General features: G+C 37.0%; 28 protein-coding genes and 1 tRNA gene. 20 read left to right on the forward strand and 9 right to left on the reverse strand.

The genetic code is table 11. The features are described 5' to 3' along the window. The first annotated feature begins 53 nt into the window (after positions 1–53). From AC1D0K_RS28550 to AC1D0K_RS28615, 14 genes are all read left to right on the forward strand, one after another. Positions 54–2,780 carry a hypothetical protein gene (locus tag AC1D0K_RS28550; protein ID WP_477391753.1) on the forward strand — a complete coding sequence of 909 codons (2,727 nt, stop codon included), beginning with the start codon at positions 54–56 and terminating at the stop codon, positions 2,778–2,780. Between the two features lie 48 nt (positions 2,781–2,828). Beyond that, positions 2,829–3,479 carry an XkdF-like putative serine protease domain-containing protein gene (locus tag AC1D0K_RS28555; protein ID WP_477443385.1) on the forward strand — a complete coding sequence of 217 codons (651 nt, stop codon included), beginning with the start codon at positions 2,829–2,831 and terminating at the stop codon, positions 3,477–3,479. A 47-nt stretch (positions 3,480–3,526) separates the two neighbouring features. Next, complete coding sequence (locus AC1D0K_RS28560) at positions 3,527–4,216, forward strand: hypothetical protein (RefSeq protein WP_477391755.1); 690 nt, start codon at positions 3,527–3,529, stop codon at positions 4,214–4,216. Positions 4,217–4,294: 78 nt separating this feature from the next. Further along, positions 4,295–5,206, forward strand: coding sequence for a hypothetical protein (locus tag AC1D0K_RS28565; RefSeq protein WP_477391756.1), 912 nt, complete (start codon positions 4,295–4,297; stop codon positions 5,204–5,206). Positions 5,207–5,296: 90 nt separating this feature from the next. Then, the gene (locus tag AC1D0K_RS28570; RefSeq protein WP_477391757.1) at positions 5,297–5,854 is read left to right on the forward strand and encodes a hypothetical protein; all 558 of its coding nucleotides are present in this window, start codon (positions 5,297–5,299) and stop codon (positions 5,852–5,854) included. A gap of 96 nt (positions 5,855–5,950) precedes the next feature. Beyond that, complete coding sequence (locus tag AC1D0K_RS28575) at positions 5,951–6,343, forward strand: hypothetical protein (protein ID WP_477391758.1); 393 nt, start codon at positions 5,951–5,953, stop codon at positions 6,341–6,343. Beyond that, the gene (locus AC1D0K_RS28580) at positions 6,336–8,315 is read left to right on the forward strand and encodes a hypothetical protein (RefSeq protein ID WP_477391759.1); all 1,980 of its coding nucleotides are present in this window, start codon (positions 6,336–6,338) and stop codon (positions 8,313–8,315) included. Before AC1D0K_RS28575 ends, AC1D0K_RS28580 begins: the two co-directional genes overlap by 8 nt. Further along, positions 8,315–8,905 carry a DUF6712 family protein gene (locus tag AC1D0K_RS28585; RefSeq protein WP_477391760.1) on the forward strand — a complete coding sequence of 197 codons (591 nt, stop codon included), beginning with the start codon at positions 8,315–8,317 and terminating at the stop codon, positions 8,903–8,905. Before AC1D0K_RS28580 ends, AC1D0K_RS28585 begins: the two co-directional genes overlap by 1 nt. Further along, a complete protein-coding gene (locus AC1D0K_RS28590; RefSeq protein WP_477391761.1) occupies positions 8,905–9,399 on the forward strand; it encodes a hypothetical protein in 495 nt (164 codons plus the stop codon). The genes AC1D0K_RS28585 and AC1D0K_RS28590 overlap by 1 nt, the downstream gene beginning before the upstream one ends. An 89-nt stretch (positions 9,400–9,488) precedes the next feature. Next, positions 9,489–9,974 carry a lysozyme gene (locus tag AC1D0K_RS28595; RefSeq protein WP_477391762.1) on the forward strand — a complete coding sequence of 162 codons (486 nt, stop codon included), beginning with the start codon at positions 9,489–9,491 and terminating at the stop codon, positions 9,972–9,974. Continuing rightward, a complete protein-coding gene (locus AC1D0K_RS28600; protein WP_477391763.1) occupies positions 9,955–10,467 on the forward strand; it encodes a hypothetical protein in 513 nt (170 codons plus the stop codon). The genes AC1D0K_RS28595 and AC1D0K_RS28600 overlap by 20 nt, the downstream gene beginning before the upstream one ends. Then, positions 10,454–11,134, forward strand: coding sequence for a hypothetical protein (locus AC1D0K_RS28605; protein WP_477391764.1), 681 nt, complete (start codon positions 10,454–10,456; stop codon positions 11,132–11,134). Before AC1D0K_RS28600 ends, AC1D0K_RS28605 begins: the two co-directional genes overlap by 14 nt. Positions 11,135–11,286: 152 nt before the next feature. Further along, positions 11,287–11,359 (forward strand) — tRNA-Pro (locus AC1D0K_RS28610). 171 nt (positions 11,360–11,530) lie between these two features. Continuing rightward, the gene (locus AC1D0K_RS28615) at positions 11,531–11,764 is read left to right on the forward strand and encodes a hypothetical protein (RefSeq protein WP_477391765.1); all 234 of its coding nucleotides are present in this window, start codon (positions 11,531–11,533) and stop codon (positions 11,762–11,764) included. On the opposite strand, the gene AC1D0K_RS28620 is transcribed toward AC1D0K_RS28615, so the two are convergent. Further along, the gene (locus tag AC1D0K_RS28620; protein ID WP_477391766.1) at positions 11,753–11,971 is read right to left on the reverse strand and encodes a hypothetical protein; all 219 of its coding nucleotides are present in this window, start codon (positions 11,969–11,971) and stop codon (positions 11,753–11,755) included. The two genes, AC1D0K_RS28615 and AC1D0K_RS28620, sit on opposite strands and share 12 nt — an antisense overlap. Positions 11,972–12,031: 60 nt before the next feature. Between AC1D0K_RS28620 and AC1D0K_RS28625 the strand changes: the two genes are divergently transcribed. Both AC1D0K_RS28625 and AC1D0K_RS28630 read left to right on the forward strand, forming a co-directional pair. Beyond that, on the forward strand, positions 12,032–12,250 hold the full coding sequence (locus tag AC1D0K_RS28625; protein WP_477391767.1) for a hypothetical protein: 219 nt from the start codon (positions 12,032–12,034) through the stop codon (positions 12,248–12,250). Between the two features lie 17 nt (positions 12,251–12,267). Beyond that, positions 12,268–12,999 (forward strand): SOS response-associated peptidase, encoded by a 732-nt coding sequence (locus tag AC1D0K_RS28630; protein ID WP_477391768.1) that lies wholly within the window; start codon positions 12,268–12,270, stop codon positions 12,997–12,999. Between the two features lie 37 nt (positions 13,000–13,036). On the opposite strand, the gene AC1D0K_RS28635 is transcribed toward AC1D0K_RS28630, so the two are convergent. Beyond that, positions 13,037–14,242 (reverse strand): site-specific integrase, encoded by a 1,206-nt coding sequence (locus AC1D0K_RS28635; protein WP_477391769.1) that lies wholly within the window; start codon positions 14,240–14,242, stop codon positions 13,037–13,039. Positions 14,243–14,320: 78 nt separating this feature from the next. On the opposite strand from AC1D0K_RS28635, the gene AC1D0K_RS28640 reads away from it, so the two are divergent. The 4 genes from AC1D0K_RS28640 to AC1D0K_RS28655 all read left to right on the forward strand — a co-directional run bounded on the left by AC1D0K_RS28640 (position 14,321) and on the right by AC1D0K_RS28655 (position 18,009). After that, the gene (locus AC1D0K_RS28640) at positions 14,321–14,734 is read left to right on the forward strand and encodes an EVE domain-containing protein (RefSeq protein WP_477391770.1); all 414 of its coding nucleotides are present in this window, start codon (positions 14,321–14,323) and stop codon (positions 14,732–14,734) included. After that, the gene (locus AC1D0K_RS28645) at positions 14,734–15,864 is read left to right on the forward strand and encodes a carbohydrate-binding family 9-like protein (protein ID WP_477442756.1); all 1,131 of its coding nucleotides are present in this window, start codon (positions 14,734–14,736) and stop codon (positions 15,862–15,864) included. The genes AC1D0K_RS28640 and AC1D0K_RS28645 overlap by 1 nt, the downstream gene beginning before the upstream one ends. Then, complete coding sequence (locus tag AC1D0K_RS28650; protein ID WP_477391772.1) at positions 15,861–16,937, forward strand: family 10 glycosylhydrolase; 1,077 nt, start codon at positions 15,861–15,863, stop codon at positions 16,935–16,937. The genes AC1D0K_RS28645 and AC1D0K_RS28650 overlap by 4 nt, the downstream gene beginning before the upstream one ends. Positions 16,938–17,025: 88 nt before the next feature. After that, the gene (locus tag AC1D0K_RS28655) at positions 17,026–18,009 is read left to right on the forward strand and encodes an aldo/keto reductase (protein ID WP_477391773.1); all 984 of its coding nucleotides are present in this window, start codon (positions 17,026–17,028) and stop codon (positions 18,007–18,009) included. Positions 18,010–18,327: 318 nt separating this feature from the next. Here AC1D0K_RS28655 and AC1D0K_RS28660 read toward each other — a convergent pair whose 3' ends face one another. The 7 genes from AC1D0K_RS28660 to AC1D0K_RS28690 form a co-directional block, all read right to left on the reverse strand. Beyond that, on the reverse strand, positions 18,328–18,777 hold the full coding sequence (locus AC1D0K_RS28660; protein WP_295712130.1) for a MarR family winged helix-turn-helix transcriptional regulator: 450 nt from the start codon (positions 18,775–18,777) through the stop codon (positions 18,328–18,330). A gap of 80 nt (positions 18,778–18,857) precedes the next feature. Further along, on the reverse strand, positions 18,858–19,031 hold the full coding sequence (locus tag AC1D0K_RS28665) for a DUF5522 domain-containing protein (RefSeq protein ID WP_477391774.1): 174 nt from the start codon (positions 19,029–19,031) through the stop codon (positions 18,858–18,860). Beyond that, entirely contained in the window at positions 19,031–19,969 is a 939-nt protein-coding gene (locus AC1D0K_RS28670) for an MBL fold metallo-hydrolase (protein WP_477391775.1), read from the reverse strand. The genes AC1D0K_RS28665 and AC1D0K_RS28670 overlap by 1 nt, the downstream gene beginning before the upstream one ends. 80 nt (positions 19,970–20,049) lie before the next feature. Then, positions 20,050–20,661, reverse strand: a complete 612-nt coding sequence (gene coaE, locus AC1D0K_RS28675) for a dephospho-CoA kinase (protein ID WP_477391776.1) — start codon at positions 20,659–20,661, stop codon at positions 20,050–20,052. Further along, positions 20,661–21,608, reverse strand: a complete 948-nt coding sequence (locus tag AC1D0K_RS28680) for a CdaR family protein (protein WP_295712141.1) — start codon at positions 21,606–21,608, stop codon at positions 20,661–20,663. The genes coaE and AC1D0K_RS28680 overlap by 1 nt, the downstream gene beginning before the upstream one ends. 227 nt (positions 21,609–21,835) lie before the next feature. Continuing rightward, complete coding sequence (gene yajC / locus AC1D0K_RS28685; RefSeq protein WP_295712144.1) at positions 21,836–22,162, reverse strand: preprotein translocase subunit YajC; 327 nt, start codon at positions 22,160–22,162, stop codon at positions 21,836–21,838. Positions 22,163–22,179: 17 nt separating this feature from the next. Then, entirely contained in the window at positions 22,180–22,620 is a 441-nt protein-coding gene (locus AC1D0K_RS28690; protein ID WP_477391777.1) for a DUF1573 domain-containing protein, read from the reverse strand. Positions 22,621–22,630: the final 10 nt, after the last annotated feature.

Here is a 22,630-nt window from a genome sequence, read left to right on the forward strand (position 1 = left end):
AGCTTTTTGGGTTTTAACCGTTTTAGCCCATTTCCTTCATAAAGAAATAGGAAATGCCAGATAACGGAGAAGATAGGATATTAATTAATGTCGGCTTAAATTCAGAAGAAGCACAAGCAGGTATTCAGGCTTTAGGCCAGAAAATAGACGCTGTAGGTAAAAAAGATTTAGGTTCAACAAGTGTAAAGAGTTACAAAACTGCAATTAGGGATTTAAATGCAGAATTACAGATTATGGAACGTACACAAGGGCGAAATTCGCAAGCCTTTCGTGATATGCGTGACCAACTTACAAAACTAAAGGCAGCAGCAAAAGATTACAAAGATTTATTAGAAAGTGCAGACCCAACTAACAAATTAGCAGGGATAGCCAACATAGCAAAGGGTGCAGCAGTAGGTATGACAGGTGCCGCAGGTGCTATGGCACTTTTCAATATTCACGGTGAAAAGGCAAATGAGGCAATGTTGAAGCTACAAGGTCTTTTGGCTCTTAGTCACGCTGTAGGTTCAATTCACGAAGTTACTTCCGGGTGGAACGCTTTTAAATCTGTTTTAGGTTTTACATCCAAAAATATTGAAACATTAACAGATGCCGAAAAAGCAGCAGCATTAGCAAGTAAAGCAGGTACAGTTGTAGCCGTTGAAGGTGCTACAGAAAAAATTGTTGCAAAAGAAGCCGTAGTTGCCTCTGTAATATCAGAACAGGCAGCAGAAGAAGCTTTAGCAGCAGCTACATTAAAGGTTAATCAGTTAAGGATTGATAGTGAAGAAGCAGTTGCAATAGTTCGGGCAGAAGGTTTAACTGAATCAGAAGGTTTAATTGAATCAGAAGTTGTAGCTATTGATATTTCTAAAGCATTAGGGGAAGCATTAAGAGAACAAACAGCAGCACAATTAGCCCTTAATGCAGCTAAAGGTATTGGTACAGTAGAAACAGCAGCAGCCAGTGAAGCTAATGTAGCACAAGCAGGTTCACAAGGTTTAGTAACTGTAGCCGAAGAAGCTTCAACAGTTGCAGCAATCGGTTTTGGTACAGCTTTAAAATTTATAGGTATTGGATTAATCATTTCAGCTATAGCTTATCTGGTTTCCAATTGGGATTCATTAAAGAAATCATTAGATAAATTATTCCCTTCCTTGGGAGGTGTAAAAGGAATTTTCAACGAAATTAAAGAAGTCGCCTTTGGTTTGGGTAATGTCATATTGCAGTTTGTAATAATGCCTATTAAAGCACTTATTGATCTTATCAAAGGTGATTTCAAGGATGCTTGGGATGATGTAAAAAATGGATTTAGAGCCCCAACAAATTATTTAGCAGGAGCAGCTTATGAAGCGCAAAAGATAGCAGAAGCAGCCCGGAAGGTTGAACTACAAAAAACCGTAGAACATAATGAAAGATTAATCAAAGAATTAAAAGCTTTAAATAAAGATACCACTGATTTAGAGGTAAAAAACCAACAGTTAAAAAATTCTTTACTTGATAAAGATGCTGATGATTATAAGAAGAAACTTTTGGACGGTGAATCGGAAATTACAGTTATTCAAAATACTGCTATAAAGAAAAGACAGGATGAAGCTAATAAGTTAAAGAAAGCTGCAAAAGATAAAGCTGATGCTTTAAAGAAATCTGAACTTGATAAACTTAAATCAGGTAATGATGCTGCCTCCAAAATTATTTTGGGTGGTTTAAAATCAGAAAGAGAAATAGCCATAAGTGATTCAGATTATAAGTATAAAGCTTTAATAGCTATTGCTACCAAATACGGTAAAGATACCAGTAAGCTTAAAGAAGCACAAGGTATTGAAGAAGCCAGAATTAATAAAAAATATGCAGACCAGATTAAAGATTATTTATTAAAATCTGATACTGAAACTTTAAATGAATTTGATAAAAAGAGATTAGAGATTACTAAAGCAGCGGAAGATGCTTCTAAGAATGCTACACCGCAAGAAAAGAATAAAATAATTCAATCTCAAACCTTTCAATTAGGTAGGGTTGATAGTGCAGAAAAATATAGTGATGCAGAAGAAGCAGCTAAATTAAATGAAACTCAGGTAGAAGATAGAAACAGGGCTAAAGTTGGTAAAATAAAGGATACCCCGGAAGCACAATTCCAGAAAGAACAGGCTATCCGAAACGCTAAATTAGCAACTCTAACGGCTCAATACCAGAAAGAAAGAGATTTAGCAGCTTATAACTATGATAAATTGGCCCAACTGGATGCTGACTATCAAAAGAACACCCACGATTTAGAAGACGAAGCAACAAAAGCTAAAATTGAATTAGCTAATAAAGAAAAAGATGCTAAAATTGCTACGTTTCAAACTATATCTGATGCTTTAGGTGTGGCTTCTGATATTGCAGGGAAATCAACAGTAGCAGGTAAAACTTTAGCGGTAGCTTCTGCAACTATCTCAACTTATTTATCTGCACAAAAGGCTTATGAATCTTTGATCGGTATACCGTATGTAGGGCCAGTTTTAGCCCCTATAGCAGCAGCAACAGCAGCAGCTTCCGGTTTACTTTCAGTTAAATCAATATTAGCTGTAAAGGTTCCCGGAGCATCAGGAGGTGGTACACCAATTTATAATGCACCTCAAATTAACAGTACATTATTAACTCAGGCTAAAAACGGAGTTAATAACGGTGTTCAGAATGTTAATGTAGTTAATACCCCGGATGCCAGTAAACAAGAACCTGTTCGTGCCTATGTAGTTGAAAAAGATATTACATCAAAACAGCAAAGGTCTGATTACTTAGACAGTCAGTCTACAATTTAATATTAAGTGGATTTAGCCCGGTAGCATCAAAACCTACCGGGTTTTTTATTGAATAAATTTTTATTCGGTAAAACCCTATTACCGGGGTATATGAAATTGCCAATTATCGAACTTAAAATAAATGAACTTGAAGATTCTTATGTATCTGCAATTTCTATTGTTAATTCTCCTGCCATTGAATCAGATTTTCTATCATTTAATCAGGTTCAAAACTTTGCTGTAAATGATGAAAAGTTTGAACTATTGGGTTACGCTATGCAAGCTGATAAACCCATTTTTAGGACAAGTCCTTCCGGTGATTATTATGCAGTATTTTCCAAAGCAACTATAAGACAGATAGCACAAGTATTTGCCCAAAAAGGTTTATTCAATTCAACCAATATTGAACATTCAGCAACCCCGGCTGAAAGCTTTGTTTTTCAATCCTACATAGTAGATATAGAAAAAGGAATTAATGCACCCAAAGGATTACCAAATCTTGACGGTGGGTGGATAGTAGGGGTAAAAGTTTGCAGTCCTGAAATATGGCAGAAAATCAAAAAGAATGAATTAGCAGGTTTCAGTATTGAAGGTGTTTTTTCTCTTTTTCCTACAAATCAAGTAAGTGATGGTAAAGCCAATATTGAAGATATAGAACTTCAAAAAGCGATCAAAGAATTTAATACTGCACTTGAAAAAGTGAATAAAATGAAAGGTTAATAGAATTATTCCTTAGAGATACCTATTACCAATATAATAACACACAAATGAATAAAAACGAAGCAATATTAGCAATCAAGAACGCAACCAAAGCAATAGGTATGCTTTTTACTTCTGATAAAGAAGCCGAAGCAGAATTTGAAGCGGTTAAGCGTGTAGATTCTGATGAATTAGTAGATGTACAAGGCGAATTAGTTACAGGAACAGCAGTTAATGTATCAAGTTCAATGGGTTCTCAATCTGCACCAGATGACACTTATGTTTTAGCTAACGGAGTTGAATTTGCAACTGTAGGTGGTAAAGTAAGTAAAGTAATCAAAGCACCTACACCAGTTGCCGATGCGGTTAAACCTGTAGAAGGTTCACCAGAAGAAGAAGCTACTGAAACCCCTGAAAAGGAAGCAACAGAACCTACAGAAGGTGAAGTACCAGTAGCACCAGATGCACCAGTAGCCCCGGTAGCACCTGCTACAGATAACACAGCAGCTATAGCTACACTGGTTCAGAAGATCACTGAATTAGATTCAATGATTAACACAATCAAAACTGCATTAGAAGGGAAAGCATCAGCGCAAGCTATGTCAGCATTAGGCGAACAGTTTAATGCAATCAAAGGTGCTTTTGAAGTGCTAAGTGATACCCCGGCAGAATTTTCTAAGGTTGATAAGTCATTAGAAGCCAAAGAAGATAAAGATAATAGATTGAAAGCATTAGCATCAATCTGGAATAAAAAATAACTATAAGAGGTAAGATAAAAAAGCCTTTTAGCTATCCCGGCAGGGATATAAAAACAACGAGATAAAGAGAAAAAGAAAATGAGTTTTAACATTTCAGCATTACCACAGTACGTAGATCAGACTTCAAAGCAATTATTGATTGATACTGTTTTTGGTAACCAAACTGCAACCGTTCTTAAAGATGCAGGTTCAGTAACATTAGGTGTAAAAGGGCAACGTCAATTACAATTACTTTCAGTAGATGTATCATTGCAAAATTCAACAGGTTGCGGTCGTACCCCAACAGGAAACGCCAACTTCAATAAAGCAATCATAACTGCTTTTCCATTAAAGGATGAACAAAATTTTTGCCCTAAACCATTAGAAAATACTTGGATGGTTCAGTACTTAACCAAAGGTCAAACTTACACAGAAGCATTATTTGCAAACGAAATGATGCAAGCCCGTGCAGCTAAAATTGCTCAGGAAAACGAAAAGCTGATTTGGCAAGGTGATACTGTAGCACAATCAGGTTCTACTACTTTAAGTAAGTTCGATGGTTTTGCAAAACAGATTAAAGCAGGTGCTTACATTCCTTTAACAGGTGGTACTATTTCTTCTGGTGCAACTGTAGTTGAAAAATTACAAGGTGCGTTTTTAGCAACTCCTTCCAAAATCACTGAACAATCTGATGCGGTTATGTGGATTGGTACTGATGTATATAATGAATACAACGTTGCTTTAGCCCTTAAAAACCTATTTCATCCTTCGGCTGATAAAACCCTTTTCGGTACTACTATTAAGTTAGTTCCTGTAGATGGTTTGAACGGTACAAGAGGTGTTTATGTAGGTCGTTTAAGAAGCTTCCAATTGGCTACCGATTTAATGGGTGAAGAAGATAAAGCTACTTTGGACTATTCAATTGAAACTCAGAATATCTATATGGACTTCCATTATGCACTTGGTGTATTGCCAGTGTATGTAAATGAAATTGGTGTAGCTACTGTTTAATTACAGATAAAAATAAAAGAATGATTGATAACGGGGTTGCACAAAATGGTGTAACCCTTTAGTTAATCACAAAATATACAAAAAATATATATGGCAAATTTATGCGGAAGCGTAGCAGCTTATACAAAACAGTGCGGTAGAGGTATTGCAGGTGGTGTTGAAAAAATGTGGATTATAAGTTATAATGATTTAGCTACTATTTCTTCTGGTTCTACAGATACTTATGCTTATGCATCTGGTTCAACTGTAGTTTCAACCATTGCTTTAGCATCTGGTAAAACATTTAGTTCAGTAGGTTTACTGAAAGAATCTGTATCATTTAAAGGTTCAGCAAAACGTGATAGTTCAACTGGTGCATTTGAGAATCAAACAGAAACTACTTTAACAATCTCAAATATATCAGAGGTTGCAAAAACTTTTGTTGATTCATTATTTCAGGCCCCGGTAGCTATCTTAATTAAATTAAGATCAAAAAACTTTATTGTAACTGGTCTTAATGGCTTTACTGAATTAACTGATGCAGAAGAATCAACAGGTACTAAAAATGGTGATGCTAACGGTTATATCCTGAAATTTACAGGTGTATCAGAAGGTTTAACATCAACAGTAGACCCTACTTTGATTGCTTCAATTGTAGACAAACTTTAAAAAGTATTAACCTAATTAGTTAGGCAGCCTTTATCCTTTTTGGGGTAGAGGCTTTTTTATTTCTGGTGATACCTATTTCCTGTACAAACAGGAATAATGTTATTAATAAATAAAAGCAATCTTCAAACAGATTTAATCTTCACGCTAACTGAATTAACTACTATAGTTAACCCGGTTTACTTGTTGGTACTTACCAGTGATTTCAATAGAAATAAGTACAGATTTATTCTACCTCAAAATATCAGTTCTAATCTTTTTAGATACGATCATTTCAAAGTTAATAATTCAATTTTTACTGATTTAGATTCTGGTTTATACACGTATGCTATTTATCAATCTGCTATTGAATCTTTTGATGAAACTGTTTTGGGTAAATCCATTGAATCAGGTAAAGCTAAAGTAATAGCCCCGGAAGCTTTGGTACAACCAATAATTTACAAATCGGATGATAATTCTGATTACTACACATACAAATCAATAAATGACTAAAAAAACAGAACAGATAAGTGAGAGGGATTTAATAAATTTCAGCACGCACGTTACACCATTACCTATTGAAGATATAACATCTACCAGTAGTGAAAGATTCGTTCCTTATGGTAAGTTTAATGATTATCCTAACTTCTTACTTCACCTATATAATGATTCGCCACTACACAAAGGTATTATCAATAAAAAAAATGATTTAATAACAGGTGATGGTGTAACTATAAAAGGTAGTGATACACCTGTTACATTTAAACCTAATCCAAAAGATTCATTTTCTGAGTTTGTTAATAAAATTATTTCAGATTATCTAATTTTCGCTTCTTATGCGGTTGAGGTAGTTTACAACAAATTGGGTTCGCCAATTCAGTATAACCACGTACCTGTACACAAAATACGTGCTAATAGAGATAAGTCAAAATTTTGGTATTGTAATGATTGGTTTAGAGAACGTAATATTAATACCAGTTATGAGTATTGGAAGCCCGGTTCTAATACAGATGGATTTAATAAGCTATTTTTCTTTTCGTCTTATTCACCATCAGTAAATAATGTTTATCCTGTTCCAGAATATTCAGGTGCAATAAAAAGTTTAGAAACTGATATTGCTATAAGAGATTTCCAGATTAACAATATCAATAATCAGTTCAGTGTATCTTCAATAATTACCTTTTTTGGTGGTGCTGTTACTGATGAAGCTAAACGTGAAACGGTAAGGAAAATAACAAATGCTTACTCCGGTGCAAACGGTGGTAAAATGATTATAGGGTTTGAAGGTAAAGATGGAACTGCACCAGATGTTAAAAATATAGCACCTTCTGAATGGGAAAAAGCTTATATAGAAGTTAAAGCAGATGTTACACAGGATATTTTAACTGCACATAGTGTAGTTAGTCCTGAATTATTCGCTATACCTGTACCCGGTAAATTGGGAACTGGTGATTTGGAAATTGCTTATGAAATAACTAAAGTTTTATATGTTAAGAACCGTAGGAATGAACTGGAATCAGGTTTAAATAAATTATTTGCTGATGCAGGTTTGGGAGAATTAGAATTTAAAGATAAAGGTTCATTATTTGAAGCAACCTTATCTGATGCTATGCAAATGAAAACCCTCACTATCAATGAAATTCGTGAAAAATCAGGTTTGAAACCTTTATTGAACGGTGATAGATTAATTGATGAAGTTAAGCCAGTACCAACACAAGAGCCTACAACAGTAGGTCAAATTCCTGATAATGATATTTCGGGTTCACCAGTACAGGCTACCCCGGTTAAACCTATTCCTGCACCTGTTTCAACTACTACTAAACCTACTGGTTTCAATTCTGATGCTACAATGAACTTCGGTCATTTAACTGATGAAGATTTTGATAAGGTGAAACACTTAGGTTCAGGTAAAGCAGAATTTAGGGTATTTAAAAGATTAGATTACCATATAGATAAGTTTTCAGATTTAAAAGCTATTGAACTACAGTTTGATGATGAAAAAGATATTGCTGATTGGATAGTTAAGAACGGAGTTAAGAATATGACTTTGGTTCAGATCAAAGCAGCGATCAGAAAAGATTTAGGTATTAATTTAACTACTTCTGATTTGAAGAAAGTTATTCAGGGTTTAGAGGATTCCGGGGTTATCAATAAATCAGATTTAGATAAAAGTATAACTATCAAACCAACAGAGAAATCTATGCAACCTGCTTTGGAAAATATCCGTAGGGTTGAAGTTAGATACAGCTATGAAGGCCCGCAGGATGATAAGAATCGTCCGTTTTGTGCAAAGCTAATGGCTAATGATAAATATTACAGCCGGGAAGATATTCAGCAAATGAGTTTACTATTTGGGTATGATATTTTTGCTTATCGTGGTGGTTTCTATCATAATCCTGTAAGTAATCAAACTACACCTTATTGCAGACACAGATTCAACGCTGTATCAGTAGTAAGGATTAACCCGGAAGGAGAAACAGAATAATGAAGAAAGTATTATTTATATCTGAAAGTACAATTAAAGAAAATTCTGTAATAGAAAGTGCAGTGGATTCAAAGATAATTTCAAATACAATTTTGGAAGTTCAGTCTTTGGAGTTACAGCCAGTATTAGGTAAAGTTTTATATGAAGCTATTACTAATGAAATTATATCAGCATCTACCATTTCCGGTTATACCATTACAGAAGTGAATCAGGAGTTGTTAGAAGATTATATCAAACCGTTTTTGATTTATGGTACGCTTAGTTATGGGTTCATTCCTTTGCATTATAAGGTTACCAATAAAGGTGTAAACAGGAAGAATGATGAAAAGGCTACTACACTTGATTTAAAGGAACTGGAAGCAGTTAAAGATAACTATGATACTAAGTTTGCCACCTATAAATTAAGGTTGGTAAAACACTTAGAAATTGATTTAAAAGAACCTGAAAATTGTGATACACAAAATACAGATTCAACAGGTGAAGTTACTGGTTGGTATTTACCAGATAATGAAGTTAACCTTTCAGATTACTTTGAAAGTTTAGCCAATAAAACCGGGTATTACTCCGGGTATTACAGAGGTAGATATTAATGATTACACTAAATCAAATAAGCCAAAAGTTTATCAATTTTTTCAACGGTCATTCACAGATCAATACTGTTATCTATGCTGATGATTTTGATTTTTCAGCCTACCCGGATATTGTTTACCGGGTAGTACATATTCAGTCAGTTGATAGCCAGATAAAGGGTAAAGAAATTATCAATCGTTTTAAAATAATGATTGCAGATATTGAAGACCCCCAAAACGAAAATTCCGAACAGGATATATGGTCAGATTGTGCTTTATTGGCGGATGACTTCTTAGTGTTTTTTGGGGATGATGATTATCCTGATTTTTTAATGGATACAGATACTACCTTTCAACAGTTTTCAGAATCAGGAACAGATAGAACAGCCGGGATAGTGTTTACAGCATCAGTTAGGCAAACAAGAGAAATCAACCCTTGCACCATACCGACAAAGGATAATATCAGTTATGATGAACGTCCTTATTCACCACCGTTTGGTAATGAGTTTTTCTAAAAAAGGCTAAAAAAGGCTTAAATCCCGGTTATAAAAAGTACTTAAATCTTTTTTAACCTTTTAGCCTATTTCCTTACAAAATACAAGGAATGAGAATTGATTCAACCGGAAGGGACTTTATATATAAACAGGAAGGGATAAGGCTTAAAGCCTATTATGATGTTGCCGAAGTTGCAACAATTGGGGTAGGTATGACTTATTACCCGGCAACTGGTAAAAATGTTAAAATTGGTGATACGATCAGTTTAGAACAGTGTGATTCAATGTTTACCGCAATGGTAAAAACCTTTGAAGATGCAGTTACTAAAGCGGTTAAAGTACCACTTACACAACCACAATTTAATGCACTGGTAAGCTTCACCTATAATGTAGGTATTGGTAACGCAACCAAAGGTTTTTTGGGTTCTACACTGCTTAAACGGATTAATGCCAAAGCATCTGGTGATTCAATCCGGGATGCATTCCTTTTATGGGTGAAAGCCGGGGGCAAGGTTGTTCCAGACCTAAAAAAACGCAGAACACTTGAAGCAGATTTATTCATAAAATCAATAAGTAATGAAGCAACTAATCACTAATAGCATAATGCACCCTATAATGAATTTTTTTTCTTGGCTTTGGTCATTTTGCACAAAGTATTTTATGTTTTTTGTGTTGTTCTTAACACCTATACATCAGTTTATTTTCACTGTTTGGATATTCTTGTTACTTGAATTCTTAACTGGTTTATGGAAGTCCTATAAACTGAAAGAACCTATTACACTTGAAAGATTCAGAATGTTAGTGATTCTTTTTGTTTGCTACCCGGCAGCCTTATATATAGGTTTTCAATTTGACTTTACTTATTTCTCAGTTGTTAGTTTATATATCACTAAAGTAATAGGGATTTATATTACAAGTGTTGAATTTCAGGGTTGTATTCAAAACCTGTCAGTTATTACCGGGATAGATATTTGGAGTGCTGTAAAGGATTCGGTAACAAATATCTTTTCATCAAAAATTAAAGAGTTAAGTAAAGCAGCGGTTAAACCGGAAGACAAAGAAGATAAGGATGATAATGATGGAAAGTAATTTTAAAAATAAGTTCTATTTCTTATTTGTAATAATTTTATTGGCAGCAGGGGCTTTAGGTTGGTATTCATTCCATCAGTATCAAGTAATTGAAACACGTACAAAACAATTAGCAGCTATAACCGATACTGTACGCTTATACAAGACCAGAGCGGGAGCATCAGGAGCAGAACGTAGAATCTTTGTTGGAAGCAGGGAAGATGCCTTAGAAGCCCTTAAAATGAGTGATACAAAAGCTTATGATGTAGTTAAAAATACCAGTGGTTTACATTCTTATGTAGCTATGAAAACTGTTACCCATATAGACACGATTGTTAAAGCGGACACAGTTTATATGACCAAAGATAGTACCGGGAAACTTAGTTATTCTTTGGTAAAAGATATTCAAGAACCTAAAGATTGGTACAGCGCAAAAATTGAAGTACATAATGATTCAGTAGGTTTAAAACTTCAAATGAAAGATAGTTACCAAATCATCAGCCACGATAAAAGTAATGGATTATTTAAACCGAAAAGCTACGTTATAACGGTCGAAAATAGTAACCCATATGTGACTATCAAAGATGTAAAATCATTTGAAATTCAGCCTAAGAACAGGCATACAGCTATCAAGATTGGCGGGGTAGTTGCTATTGGTGCAGCAGCGTTCTTTTTACTGCATAAATAAGGTTTAATATCAGTTTTACTCCAAAAGGGTTAAGAAATATCGCTTTTACCTCAAAAAGGTTAAGAAAATATTGGTTTTACTTTTTAGACCTTTTTGGCCTCAAATTGAACAGGTTTTAAGGTCAGGTTCATTTTTCACCTTAAACTGAACACAGCGTAGTATTTTAATTGGCAGATTTCGTATTTTGGAAATACGGTTGTATAGGTTCAAATCCTATTTACGCTACTAAAAAAAGTTTAGATCAAACTTTAAATCTTTTTTACCCGGCTTTTACTGTTTTGTAGTGTAATTGGCAACACATAACTTTTTGGCAGTTATATTTTAGGTTCAAGTCCTAACAAAACAACTTTTCAATATCATTATTATTACTAATAAAATTAGCATAACTTTGATATTATGTTTAATTTGAGATTTACCGCCCCAATAGGTGATGAAACTGTTAACGTTTTTATCTTAGCCCCAAATGGTATGGATGGTGATTACTATATGATTTTCATTAATGACTATCTCCACGGTTCAATCATTAACCAGAACGGAAAATGGAAAATATTGCACGTAAATAAGCGTGAACTAACCGTTGATGATGTTCAAGCCCTCGGCGAACGGATTGATGAAAAATTAAAAAGGTAGTTCACTATCAGGTATTTCACGTTTATTCTTTTCATAGTAACCTTCTTTAACACGTTTAGCATATAATTCTTTCCAGTCTTCATCGGTCATTTTTTCTTCTTCATCTGGTCTATTCAAATAAGCTAATGCTTCGGGGGTACAGGTTGATTCATCCAAATCAAAATCATCAGTAAAATCAGGGGTTTTAACGTTTGGTCGATTTTTCATAACTTTATTTTTATAATCAAATATACTAACTAAATTAGCATTTCAAAAACAAAATTAATAATGGATGATTCTTTGGGCTTTGGTCTGGATTATGCCGATGAATTATTTTATTGTGAAGTTCAGGCTACAGAAGATAGCTATGAATTATTCTTTGATAGTAAACCAGTAGCATCAATAACACTCAATATTTATTTCAGATGGATGTTATGTTCTGGTGCAATAATCCCACAATCCATAATTGATGAAATTGGTATAAGAATTGAATCATATTTCGAATAAACTTAAATTGAAAAACGATGTGTTATCATTATGCTGTTACCTCAAACCAAAAAAAGTTAGAAGACCGTTTTCACGTAAAGTTTAAACCTGAAACTTCACATCAACCCATTTATCATAGCAACGGGTTTGCACATCCTCAGATGCCTATAATTACAGCAGATGAACCTGATGCAATAAATATGTACAATTGGGGGCTAATACCGCATTTTATGAAAACCGAAGCAGAAGCAAATAAATTGAGGATAAACACCCTTAACAGTAAAGGTGAAACTGTATTTGATTTACCATCATTCAGAATGTACATTACAAAAAAAAGATGTTTGGTTTTAGCTGATGGCTTTTTTGAATGGATGCACGTAGGCAAAGAAAAGTACCCACATTACATTTATATGAAGGATAAAGAACCATTTGCATTTGCCGGGATATACTCACATTGGAAGAATCCAACGACTAATGAAGTTTTGAGAACCTACACTATTTTAACTACTCCTGCTACTACTAATTCTTTGATGAAGAAAATTCACAATGTTAAAGAGCGTATGCCCGTAATACTTCGCCCCGAAATGGAAAGGCAATGGTTACAACCAATAATGCTTAAAGACGAAATAAATAATCTCATTGTAGCTTTAGAGGATGATATGTTGGCTGCACATACCGTATCAAAAAATATACTCAGCAAAACAGAACCATCAAATCAAACGTGGGCTATTGATGTATGTGATTATCCTGAATTGGCTAATTTTCAATAAAAAAAGGGATTCAAAAGAACCCCTTTTAGTTTATATTTTAAAACATTTTGCTTTGTGATGGTTTGATTATCTTTTTATTTAATCGCTGTTCAATGTATGCAACTGTAACATTTGGGTTGGCGTGTCTGTTACGTTCGCTTATAGCCTGTATACCTACACCTGATTCAAGATCGTGCCAATCCGAAGAATGTTTTAGGGCGTAGAATTTAAGATGTGATGATATATTATATTTTATCCTAAATGCTCTCCAACGTTGACCTAAAAAATCCTTATGTGCCTGTACAGCTTTGGGTGTATTGTGATTTGCAAATACAAAATAATTTTTTGGATTATTCCCAACGTAATCTTCTAAAAGGGTAAATAATTCATCAGTTAATTCCCATTTGGCTTCATTATGGTTTTTAGTTTTTACTGGCTCTAACCACAGAATCTTTTTTTCAAAATCTAAATTGTAAACCTGTATCCGGGTAATTTCAATTGGTCTTACATTGAGGAAAAATAAAAGCTTTGCAGCAATATATAATTCTTTGAAAGCTTCATCATTAGCTAATAAGCCAACAACGTTTTTAAGTTCATCTTCTTCAAAAATTACAAATCTTGATGAATCATTTTTGATATTTTTCTTTTCGGATAATGTAACTGGATTATCAGTAATTATTTTTTGTGTAACCAATAATTTAAAAAATAGGCTTAAATCTCCACGGTAACAATTGTATGATACTTTACCCCATTTACGATCTTTTGCAGTAGTTTGTAAAAAGTTATCAATGTCCAAATATGTGAAGGTGTTGGGTTTTCTGAAAGCAAAGCTTTTTGATTTCAGCCACGTATTGAAAAACTCCATTAAGTATTCATTACTCTTTAAAGCCTTAGCACCAATAGCTTCAAGTTTAGCAGCCTCAATACGGGTTTTCAACCAATATTCCATACATTCAGAAATATTTGATAATGGTGTTATTGGTAAATCATTATATGAATTGGTTATTGGATTCCAACCGCCCTTCAATAAGTCTATCAAAGCATCAGCTAAAAATTTAGCTTGTTTTTTTAAAATCTTCACATCTCCATTTCTATCAAGTTTGGCAGATTTTACAATTTTTTTCTTTTTGTTGGTATCTGGATTTAAATAATTGAAAAATACAAAGGGCTTATTATCTTTATCCCGGATGAATGGTATGTATAAATTGAACTCAATTTCTTCCCACGTTGAGACTAATATAGTCTGGCTTTTTTTCTCTTTCATTTTTTGTAAATTTATGATAATTAATAATATTTCGTTCCCTGTTTTGTTCCCTACAACCTTAAAAAGTGCCTTAGCGATATGAAAAACACACTATTTTGGTTAGTAAAAAGTGAGCCCGTAAAATATAGCTGGGAAAAATTTAATAAAGATGGACGTACCTTTTGGGATGGTGTACGTAACTACCAGGCCCGCAATAACTTAAAACTGATGCAGGAAGGTGATCTGGTACTGTTTTACCATAGTAATGATGGTAAAGAAGTGGTAGGGATAGCCAAAGTAGTAAAAGAGTTTTACCAGGATCCTACTACCGAAGACCCAAACTGGGTGGTAGTTGATCTTTCGCCGGTTGAAACGCTTAAAAAACCGGTAACTCTTGAGGTAATAAAAGCTGATGAGCAGCTAAAAGATGTTGGCCTGGTACGTCAGGGCCGCCTATCTGTGATGGCGCTTAAACGCGAGGAGTTTGACCGTATATTGGAATTGGGCAGTTAATGACCACCATATTTAAAATAAAGAGTTATATAAAAGCAGTTTTAATAACTGCCGTATTGCTTGCACCGCAGCTGGCAATGGCTCAATCACCTTTTGCGGGACTCGAAAACTTGTTTGCCGTTCCGCAAAATTATGTGGTAAAGCATATTGCTAAGCCGCCGGTTATTGATGGGGATATTGACGATGCAATATGGCAACAGGCAAAATGGACCAGCGACTTTGTGGATATTGAAGGTGATTTGAAAGCCGGGCCCCCGTTGCAAACCAATGTAAAAATGCTTTGGGACGATCAATATCTTTATATAGCCGCCCGTATTAATGATCCGCAGGTTTGGGCCACATTAAAAAATCATGATGATATCGTATATCACGATAACGATTTTGAGTTGTTTATTGATCCCGCCGCTACCACTCATAATTATTATGAAATTGAAGTGAATGCACTGAACACTATTTTCGATCTGTTTTTAAATAAACCTTATCGTAACAACGGCGGCGGACTTATAGGATGGGATGCAAATGGTCTGCTATCGGCAGTAAAAGTGCAGGGTACATTAAATAATACAAGCGATACCGATAAGGGCTGGACGGTTGAAATGGCTATTCCGTTTCGTGCTGTCACCATGGGGTTTAAGTCTGCCCCACCCCAGCATGGAACTATATGGCGCGTTAATTTTTCGAGGGTGGAGTATGATACCAAAATTGTAGATGGCCGCAACGTAAAACTTAAAGATTCTACCGGTCATGATCTTCCTGAGCATAATTGGGTATGGTCATCACAGGGCGAGATCAATATGCACAGTCCCGAGCATTGGGGATACCTGCTGTTTAGCAAACATGAGGCTGATGATGTTGTGTTTACCATGCCTTATGCCGAGGAACAGAAGAAATACCTGTGGTTGGTATATTATCGCGAAAAACTATGGTACAAGCAACATCATGAGTATGCATCCTCGCTTGGTAAATTGGGTATAAAGGGCAAATATGACATTGCGGGGATTAGTAATAATCTGAGTTTAGAAGCTACCAAAAGCCAGTTTGATGCTTCTGTAACGGATAAAAAAACTAACATAACCTATACCATAAACCAGGAAGGTTTCATAGAACAATTAAAACCGATACACCCATGAATAAGCGCCAATTTTTAAAAGCCGGTTTGTTGGCCGGCGTTGCTTCCCAATTACCTTTATTAAGCAATGCAGCTACGGTAAGTACTCCGGTTGCAAAGAAAAAAGTAAAGAAAAACTGGATCTGGATAAACCCGAACCTGAAAGATACAGACGAGGATTTGAAGGTCAACTATGCGGCTTATAAGGCAAAAGGGATAACCGGGATATTTTTTGAAAACGATAGTGAAAGGCACTTTCGGGCGGCTAAGGCGGCCGGAATAGAAGCTCACCGTTGGATATGGACCTTTAACCGCGCCGAGTTGCTTACCACGCATCCGGAATGGTATAGCAAGAACCGTAACGGCGATTCATGTGCCGATAAACCACCCTACGTAACATACTACCGCTGGCTATGCCCATCGCGCCCCGAGGTGCAGGATTACCTAACCAGTACGGTTGACAAGATATTGGCGCTGGATTATGTAGATGGTATTCACCTGGATTATGTGCGTTATTGCGATGTAGTGCTACCGGTAAACCTTTGGGATAAATATAAAATTGAGCAGACCAAAGAGCTGCCCGAATATGATTATTGCTATTGCGAGGTGTGCCAGGCTAAATTTAAAGAGCAGTACGGTCAGGATGTAAAAGCCATCCAATACCCTGATGCCAGTCTTTCCTGGCGGTTGTTCAGGTATGGTAATATCATCAGGGTGGTTAACAGTATTTCGGCAATAGCCAAACAACATAAAAAAGCAATCACGGCGGCGGTTTTCCCAACTCCCGAGGTTGCCCGCCGCAACGTGCGGCAAGATTGGACAAACTTTCACCTGGATGGTGTATGCCCAATGATATACCACGGTTTTTATAAAGAAGGCGTAAGCTGGATAAGTGATGCCGTAGCCGAGGGTGTTCATTTCCTGGATGGAAAGTTTCCGCTATATGCAGGGTTGTATATTTCTGATTTTAAAAATGATGAAGAGGTGCGGGCCGGCATACAATACGCGTTGAAAAACGGTGCTGCCGGGATCTCATTTTTCGGCAGGGTAACACCGTCTATTTTAGATATCCTGCACGAGGAAACGAAGGGGTAGATGTGCAGATTTCAGATTGCAAATGTGCAGATGATGAATATACAGTAGCAGTAAGTTACTTCGCGATAATGGGAATAATTAAATTCAAATGAACTACAGAAATTTTAAAAACACTCCAATAGCCGAAGTAGGCCTGGGCACCTGGCAATTAGGTAGTGCTGATTGGGGGAATGTTAACGAAGAAGACGCTTTTAACATATTAAAAGCTTACACCGATGCCGGCGGTAATTTTATTGATACTGCCGACGTATACGGTATGGGTGTGAGCGAATCGGTTATCGGTAAGTTTTTAAAAACTATTGATAAAGAAGTTTTTGTTGCCACAAAACTTGGCCGTAGGGGTGATGCCCCAAATGGCTGGCCGCAAAATTTCACCTATGATGTGATGAAGCGGAACGTAGAAGATTCCCTAAAGCATTTAGATGTGCCGCAATTGTTTTTAGAACAACTGCATTGCATCCCAACGGATGAAATGAAGGCTGGTAAAGTGTTTGATCATTTGCGCAGCTTACAGCAGGAGGGACTGATAACCCATTTTGGCGCCAGTGTAGAAACATCAGAGGAGGCTTTAATTTGCCTGGAGCAGGAGGGATTAGCATCCTTACAGATCATATTTAACTTGTTTAGGCAACACGTAGCCGATGAGGTATTTGCCAGGGCAAAAGAAAAAGGTGTTGCTATTATTGTTCGGGTGCCATTAGCCAGCGGTTTATTATCGGGCAGGTTTAACGAGCAAACACAGTTTGCAGCAAATGATCATCGTAATTATAATGCCAATGGCGATGCCTTCAACACCGGCGAAACATTCTCGGGAATTGAATTTCAAGAAGGGGTGAAGTTATCGCAAAAAATTAAAAGCTTGCTGCCTGATAATTGTATGCCGCAATGGGCAATCCGCTGGATCTTGGATCATCCGGAAGTGACCACGGTGATACCTGGTGCGTCAAAAGTATCGCAGGTTAATAGTAACGTAGAATCATCTGCTTTGCCGCCTTTGACTGCCGAAGTACATCAGCAGTTAAGAGAATTGTATGAAGCAGAGATCTTTGATAAAATAAGAGGACATTTTTAGGAGGGCATTGTGTCTTCCCGAAATAAGTTAAAAAAAACTTTTGTCATCCTTGAGCGTAGCGAAGGATCTATTAACAAACTTTGCAGAGCGAAGATGCATGGCGAATAACAGATCTTTCGCTACGCTCAAGGATGATGTTTTTGTTAACGTACTGCATTCAAAAAAAGCCTGTCACCCTGAGCTTGTCGAAGGGGCGCGCGCAGAGGCCTTTGCCCACATGCTTCGACAGGCTCAGCAGGACAGCCCTTTTTAAATGTCATTTTCCTTTCAGTGTCCCCGCGCCAGGATTTTAAAAGGCAGGATGTTAAAAAATTTAACTTATCCCCTCAGCTTATCCAGCAGATCGCTGAGTTGGCCAGCCTCTTCGGGGCTCAAATTATCTTTAAGTACTTCACGGGTCTTAAATTCTTCATCCATTTTGGCCAGAGTTTCCAAACCAAGTTCGCTGATACGGATATCCACCGCGCGGCGGTCTTTATTGTTGGTGCAGCGCGAAACCAGTTCTTTTTGCATCAACCGATCAACAATACGGCTGGCGTCAGACATTTTATCAATCATCCTCTCCTTCAGTAAATTGATTGTTGCCGGCTTAGGGTATTGACCCCTTAATATCCGCAGGATGTTAAATTGCTGCTGCGTAAGGTTATGCTTATCAAAATGACAGCGGAAAAAGTTGTTTAGCCAACCCGAAGTATAGGCAATATTAATAGCTACCTTATGATAGTTATCCTCAAACTTTGTACTTTGTATTTCGTCGTCTATCCGCATAATAGTTTTAATGACTAAAGTGCAAATATCTTTATTTATTTTTAAATTGTTGTTACCTCAAATGAGCTATCGATATTCGCTTAGTTTATATTCTTTGTATCCGCCTTGTTGTCAGGTGTTTTAGGCTTGCCGTAATCCCAGGGACAGTGCAGGCATTTGTTTTTGCAGCAATAGCCCCGGGTGAGGTGGTATTGCTTTGTGAAAACAAAGTTGCCGTCCTCGTTTATATAGTAATCAACCTCTTCCTGCAACATTAGTTGAGAATTTTTACAAATATCTGGTTATTGAAATGATTTTTTAAATGCTTGCCATCGCCATGCAGGGTCCATACCTGTTTGGGTTGAGTGCGGGCTATGGTTTCCAGGATGTCGTTCCAATCCACATGGTCGGATATGAACAGGGTATCCTGGTTGTTTACCTGCAGATTTTTCCAGCCCGAGGCAAACAGGCGTTTTACACCGGTAGCCCTGATGTAGCTATCAAACGTAAATGGCGGTACAATGTACACAAACTCGTCCTGTACCTTCATCAGCTTACGGCCATACATCTGATATTTACCCGGATGGAATCCCATCTTTTCGTAAATGGCATTAATGGGCATGATTTTATGATGCACCAGGATCTTTTTCTGCGGCGCGTGCTCGGTTATTAAATTGATGAGCCTTTGGCTTTTACCCAGGCCATAGGCACCCAGCAGGATATTGCTTTTAATAGCGTTTATTTTTTTGATCTCTTCAACCGGATCGGGATGAATTACAGCCGGATCGGCAAAGGTGCTTTCGGTGATCAGTACATCTGTAGTTACCCATTCTATAGGTTCACAGGTGGCATCGGGTTGCAGTTTATAGTCGCCGGTGTACAGGTAGCGGGTACCATCATATTCCATTAACACCTGGGCCGAACCCAGCATGTGGCCGGCCGGTATCAGGGTTATTTTTACATTGCCAACATTAAACGGTTCATTAAAAGGGATAATATTGAAAACTTTGGCCGCTGTGCGGTCGTACCGTAACTGCATAACAGATGCCGTAGCCCTTGTGCAAAAAACTTCGTTATTGCCGCTTATGGCATGGTCTGCATGTGCATGGGTTATTACCGCGGTTTTTGCGGGTAATTTGGGGTCGAGATAAAAATCACCGTATTTGCAGTACAGGCCCTTTTCATCTATCAGTACAAAATCATCAAGTATCATATATTTTAGGCTAAAAGCCGAATGCGTAAAGCAAAAAGCTAAGATTTGTTTATTGGGATAGCTTTCGGTTGGTTTAATTATTAATGTACCAGGTTTAAACTTTTAGCAAGTGCTAAATATTTGTTGTGCAAAGCAAGCACCTGCGGAATTACCAGCTGATGATCATCATTTATAATGATATCATCGGCCATATTTTTCTTTTCTTCTTCGGAGATCTGGCGGGCCTCACGGCTTTCAACTTCGGTACATAAAATGCCATCGCGCTGCATTACACGTGCAATACGTATATCAAGCGGGGCGGTAACTACTATGGTGCGTTGGCAAGTTTTATAGGAGCCGCTTTCAAATAGTATGGCGGCTTCTCTAATGATATACGGTGCGCCTTTGGCCTTTGCTTCCAGGTTATCAAAAGCCCTGAAAACTGCGGGGTGTACCAGCGCGTTCAATTTTTGCAATTGGATGTTGTTATTAAAAACAATGCCCGCAATATGTTTGCGGTTGAGCGAGCCATCCTCAAAATAAGATTCGGGGCCAAAGGATTGTTTGATAGCATCAACCAGGATGGTATCGGTAACCATCACGTTTTTGGCTTCGTCGTCAGCATAAAAAACCGGGATCCCTAAAAGTTCAAAAACTTTGGCTACGGTGGTTTTGCCGCTGCCTATATTACCTGTTAAACCTATTTTAAGCATTATTTTTTAATGATAAAATCAATATTAGCCGGGTTCACCTTCACTATTTTACAAAACGGGGGGAAACGGGTTAGCTGTACAGGCAGGGTTGAATAGCCATGATCGCGCCAAAGGTCCAGATCGGCAGTGGCTTCAAACAGGTCTTCGGTCATATCCTTATATCGGTTCAGTGAGGTTGTAAAAGTAACCTTAACCTTTTGCGGAAAAACCTTAACGTTATCAAAATGATGGTTATTGATCAGCTTAACAGGAATATCCAGAGTTTTTTCGGTGAACTCATCAACCGGGATAATTACCTGTACCGTTTTGGGATAGATATTTAAATTGCCTTCATTAACCGCCTGTAAATTTACACGGGTAGCTATGGTTTCATTAACATCAGCTGCCTGTATAGAATCGGTTTTCCATGCGCTGATTTTTTGCAGGCGGTCTGCCGGGCCGCTTACGGTTATATAAGCCGGTTTTATAGTTACATTGCCCGATACTGCAAACTGTTTTTGGTACTTGATGTTCATCATGGCCTGTACAGGTACTTTCCTGGTTAAGCGGTTGCTGAAATCAAAATATAGGGTATCGGGATCAATAATAGTGATCTGCTGGTTAGCCTCCCGCTTGTTGTTGATCTGTTTAAGCTGTGTGCTTAACACCACATAATTTCGCGTCTCTAACGAAGCCAGATCCACCGTAATCGGCTTGCTTTCGGGTTTCATTCTCGAAAATAGCATCTGCCAGCCTGTACCCTGTATAGTAGCTTTAATAGTATCGGCCTGTAAGGAATGAAAAGCGCGTTTTTGAGGCGCGTTTTTATAAGCTATAGTTTCATCAACAGTATAGGGCAAAGGACTGGAGAGCGTAGTAAATATCCATGCAATAACAGCCAGCCCCAGGCAGGTAAAAAATGCCGAAAGCCGTCGCCGTTCTGTTGTGGATAATTTTACTATAGCCATGTTTTTGGATCAAGGATTTTTGGATCAAGGATCAAGGATTTCTGGATCAAAGATCAAAGATTTTTGGATCAAGGATTTTGGATAACGGATTAATAGTCAAAGACTTTTTAAAAGCATAAAGGCGAAAGTTTAAGGTAAAATTACCGCTCATCTTTCGCCTTTTAAGGTTTTAGTCTTTTGTCTTTCAGTCCTTATTCCTTGCTCCTTACATCCTTCCTCATAAAAGCTTAAGCTTTTACTACTGCAGGTGTATTTAATGCTTTTGAAGCATCTAAAGATATTGCTGATTTATCAAAACGGATCTTACCATTTTCAACTTCAACCAAAAATGTGGTATCATTAAGATCGATGATACGACCATGGATGCCGGCTGTAGTAACTACTTTGTCGCCTTTTTTTAGTTCATCCACATATTTCTTTTGATCTTTTTGCTTTTTAACCTGTGGGCGGATCATGAAAAAGTAAAATACCACTATAATTAATACCATTGGTATTAACATACCGTAACCACTTGAACCACCTGCCGGTGCCTGTAATAAAATAGTTGCTATCATTGTTTAAATTAATTGAATTATTTAGTTAAAACTTCGCCTATAAGGTGCACCATAGTTTGGGCCGGCACTGTATTGGCTGTAACTGTAATTTGCTTGTCTTGTAAACCGCTTTTACCGGCGCTGTTAAAAGTTACTTGTATTAAAGCACTTTCGCCTGGTTTAACGGGTGTTTTAGGCCACTGAGGTATAGTACATCCACATGTAGCATGCGCTTCTGAAATAATCAATGGCGATTTACCGGTGTTGGTGAATTTAAAATCGTAATTAACCTTATCACCCTGTTTAATTTTACCAAAATCATGGCTGTCTTTTTCAAACTTCATGATTGGCGCGTTGGCTGCATTGGCAGTAGTAGTTGCCGCGCTGTCTGCAGCTGCGGTTAAGCCACTGCTTTTTGATTGATTACAGGCCGATAATAACAAACCTGCGGCTATTAAGCTTAAAAATAATTTCTTCATTTGGATGCTC

It is taken from the genome of Mucilaginibacter sp. P1_A3 (genome assembly GCF_056406855.1).

Coding starts and splice junctions, on each gene's coding strand:
- AC1D0K_RS28565 (WP_477391756.1), top strand. CDS start 4,295: ATGAGTTTTAACATTTCAGCATTACCACAGTACGTAGATCAGACTTCA.
- AC1D0K_RS28690 (WP_477391777.1), bottom strand. CDS start 22,620: ATGAAGAAATTATTTTTAAGCTTAATAGCCGCAGGTTTGTTATTATCG.
- AC1D0K_RS28665 (WP_477391774.1), bottom strand. CDS start 19,031: ATGTTGCAGGAAGAGGTTGATTACTATATAAACGAGGACGGCAACTTT.
- AC1D0K_RS28590 (WP_477391761.1), top strand. CDS start 8,905: ATGATTACACTAAATCAAATAAGCCAAAAGTTTATCAATTTTTTCAAC.
- AC1D0K_RS28615 (WP_477391765.1), top strand. CDS start 11,531: ATGTTTAATTTGAGATTTACCGCCCCAATAGGTGATGAAACTGTTAAC.
- AC1D0K_RS28640 (WP_477391770.1), top strand. CDS start 14,321: ATGAAAAACACACTATTTTGGTTAGTAAAAAGTGAGCCCGTAAAATAT.
- coaE (WP_477391776.1), bottom strand. CDS start 20,661: ATGCTTAAAATAGGTTTAACAGGTAATATAGGCAGCGGCAAAACCACC.
- AC1D0K_RS28655 (WP_477391773.1), top strand. CDS start 17,026: ATGAACTACAGAAATTTTAAAAACACTCCAATAGCCGAAGTAGGCCTG.
- AC1D0K_RS28550 (WP_477391753.1), top strand. CDS start 54: ATGCCAGATAACGGAGAAGATAGGATATTAATTAATGTCGGCTTAAAT.
- AC1D0K_RS28625 (WP_477391767.1), top strand. CDS start 12,032: ATGGATGATTCTTTGGGCTTTGGTCTGGATTATGCCGATGAATTATTT.
- AC1D0K_RS28680 (WP_295712141.1), bottom strand. CDS start 21,608: ATGGCTATAGTAAAATTATCCACAACAGAACGGCGACGGCTTTCGGCA.
- AC1D0K_RS28585 (WP_477391760.1), top strand. CDS start 8,315: ATGAAGAAAGTATTATTTATATCTGAAAGTACAATTAAAGAAAATTCT.
- yajC (WP_295712144.1), bottom strand. CDS start 22,162: ATGATAGCAACTATTTTATTACAGGCACCGGCAGGTGGTTCAAGTGGT.
- AC1D0K_RS28670 (WP_477391775.1), bottom strand. CDS start 19,969: ATGATACTTGATGATTTTGTACTGATAGATGAAAAGGGCCTGTACTGC.
- AC1D0K_RS28595 (WP_477391762.1), top strand. CDS start 9,489: ATGAGAATTGATTCAACCGGAAGGGACTTTATATATAAACAGGAAGGG.
- AC1D0K_RS28660 (WP_295712130.1), bottom strand. CDS start 18,777: ATGCGGATAGACGACGAAATACAAAGTACAAAGTTTGAGGATAACTAT.
- AC1D0K_RS28575 (WP_477391758.1), top strand. CDS start 5,951: ATGTTATTAATAAATAAAAGCAATCTTCAAACAGATTTAATCTTCACG.
- AC1D0K_RS28645 (WP_477442756.1), top strand. CDS start 14,734: ATGACCACCATATTTAAAATAAAGAGTTATATAAAAGCAGTTTTAATA.
- AC1D0K_RS28620 (WP_477391766.1), bottom strand. CDS start 11,971: ATGAAAAATCGACCAAACGTTAAAACCCCTGATTTTACTGATGATTTT.
- AC1D0K_RS28605 (WP_477391764.1), top strand. CDS start 10,454: ATGATGGAAAGTAATTTTAAAAATAAGTTCTATTTCTTATTTGTAATA.
- AC1D0K_RS28630 (WP_477391768.1), top strand. CDS start 12,268: ATGTGTTATCATTATGCTGTTACCTCAAACCAAAAAAAGTTAGAAGAC.
- AC1D0K_RS28650 (WP_477391772.1), top strand. CDS start 15,861: ATGAATAAGCGCCAATTTTTAAAAGCCGGTTTGTTGGCCGGCGTTGCT.
- AC1D0K_RS28635 (WP_477391769.1), bottom strand. CDS start 14,242: ATGAAAGAGAAAAAAAGCCAGACTATATTAGTCTCAACGTGGGAAGAA.
- AC1D0K_RS28560 (WP_477391755.1), top strand. CDS start 3,527: ATGAATAAAAACGAAGCAATATTAGCAATCAAGAACGCAACCAAAGCA.
- AC1D0K_RS28570 (WP_477391757.1), top strand. CDS start 5,297: ATGGCAAATTTATGCGGAAGCGTAGCAGCTTATACAAAACAGTGCGGT.
- AC1D0K_RS28600 (WP_477391763.1), top strand. CDS start 9,955: ATGAAGCAACTAATCACTAATAGCATAATGCACCCTATAATGAATTTT.
- AC1D0K_RS28580 (WP_477391759.1), top strand. CDS start 6,336: ATGACTAAAAAAACAGAACAGATAAGTGAGAGGGATTTAATAAATTTC.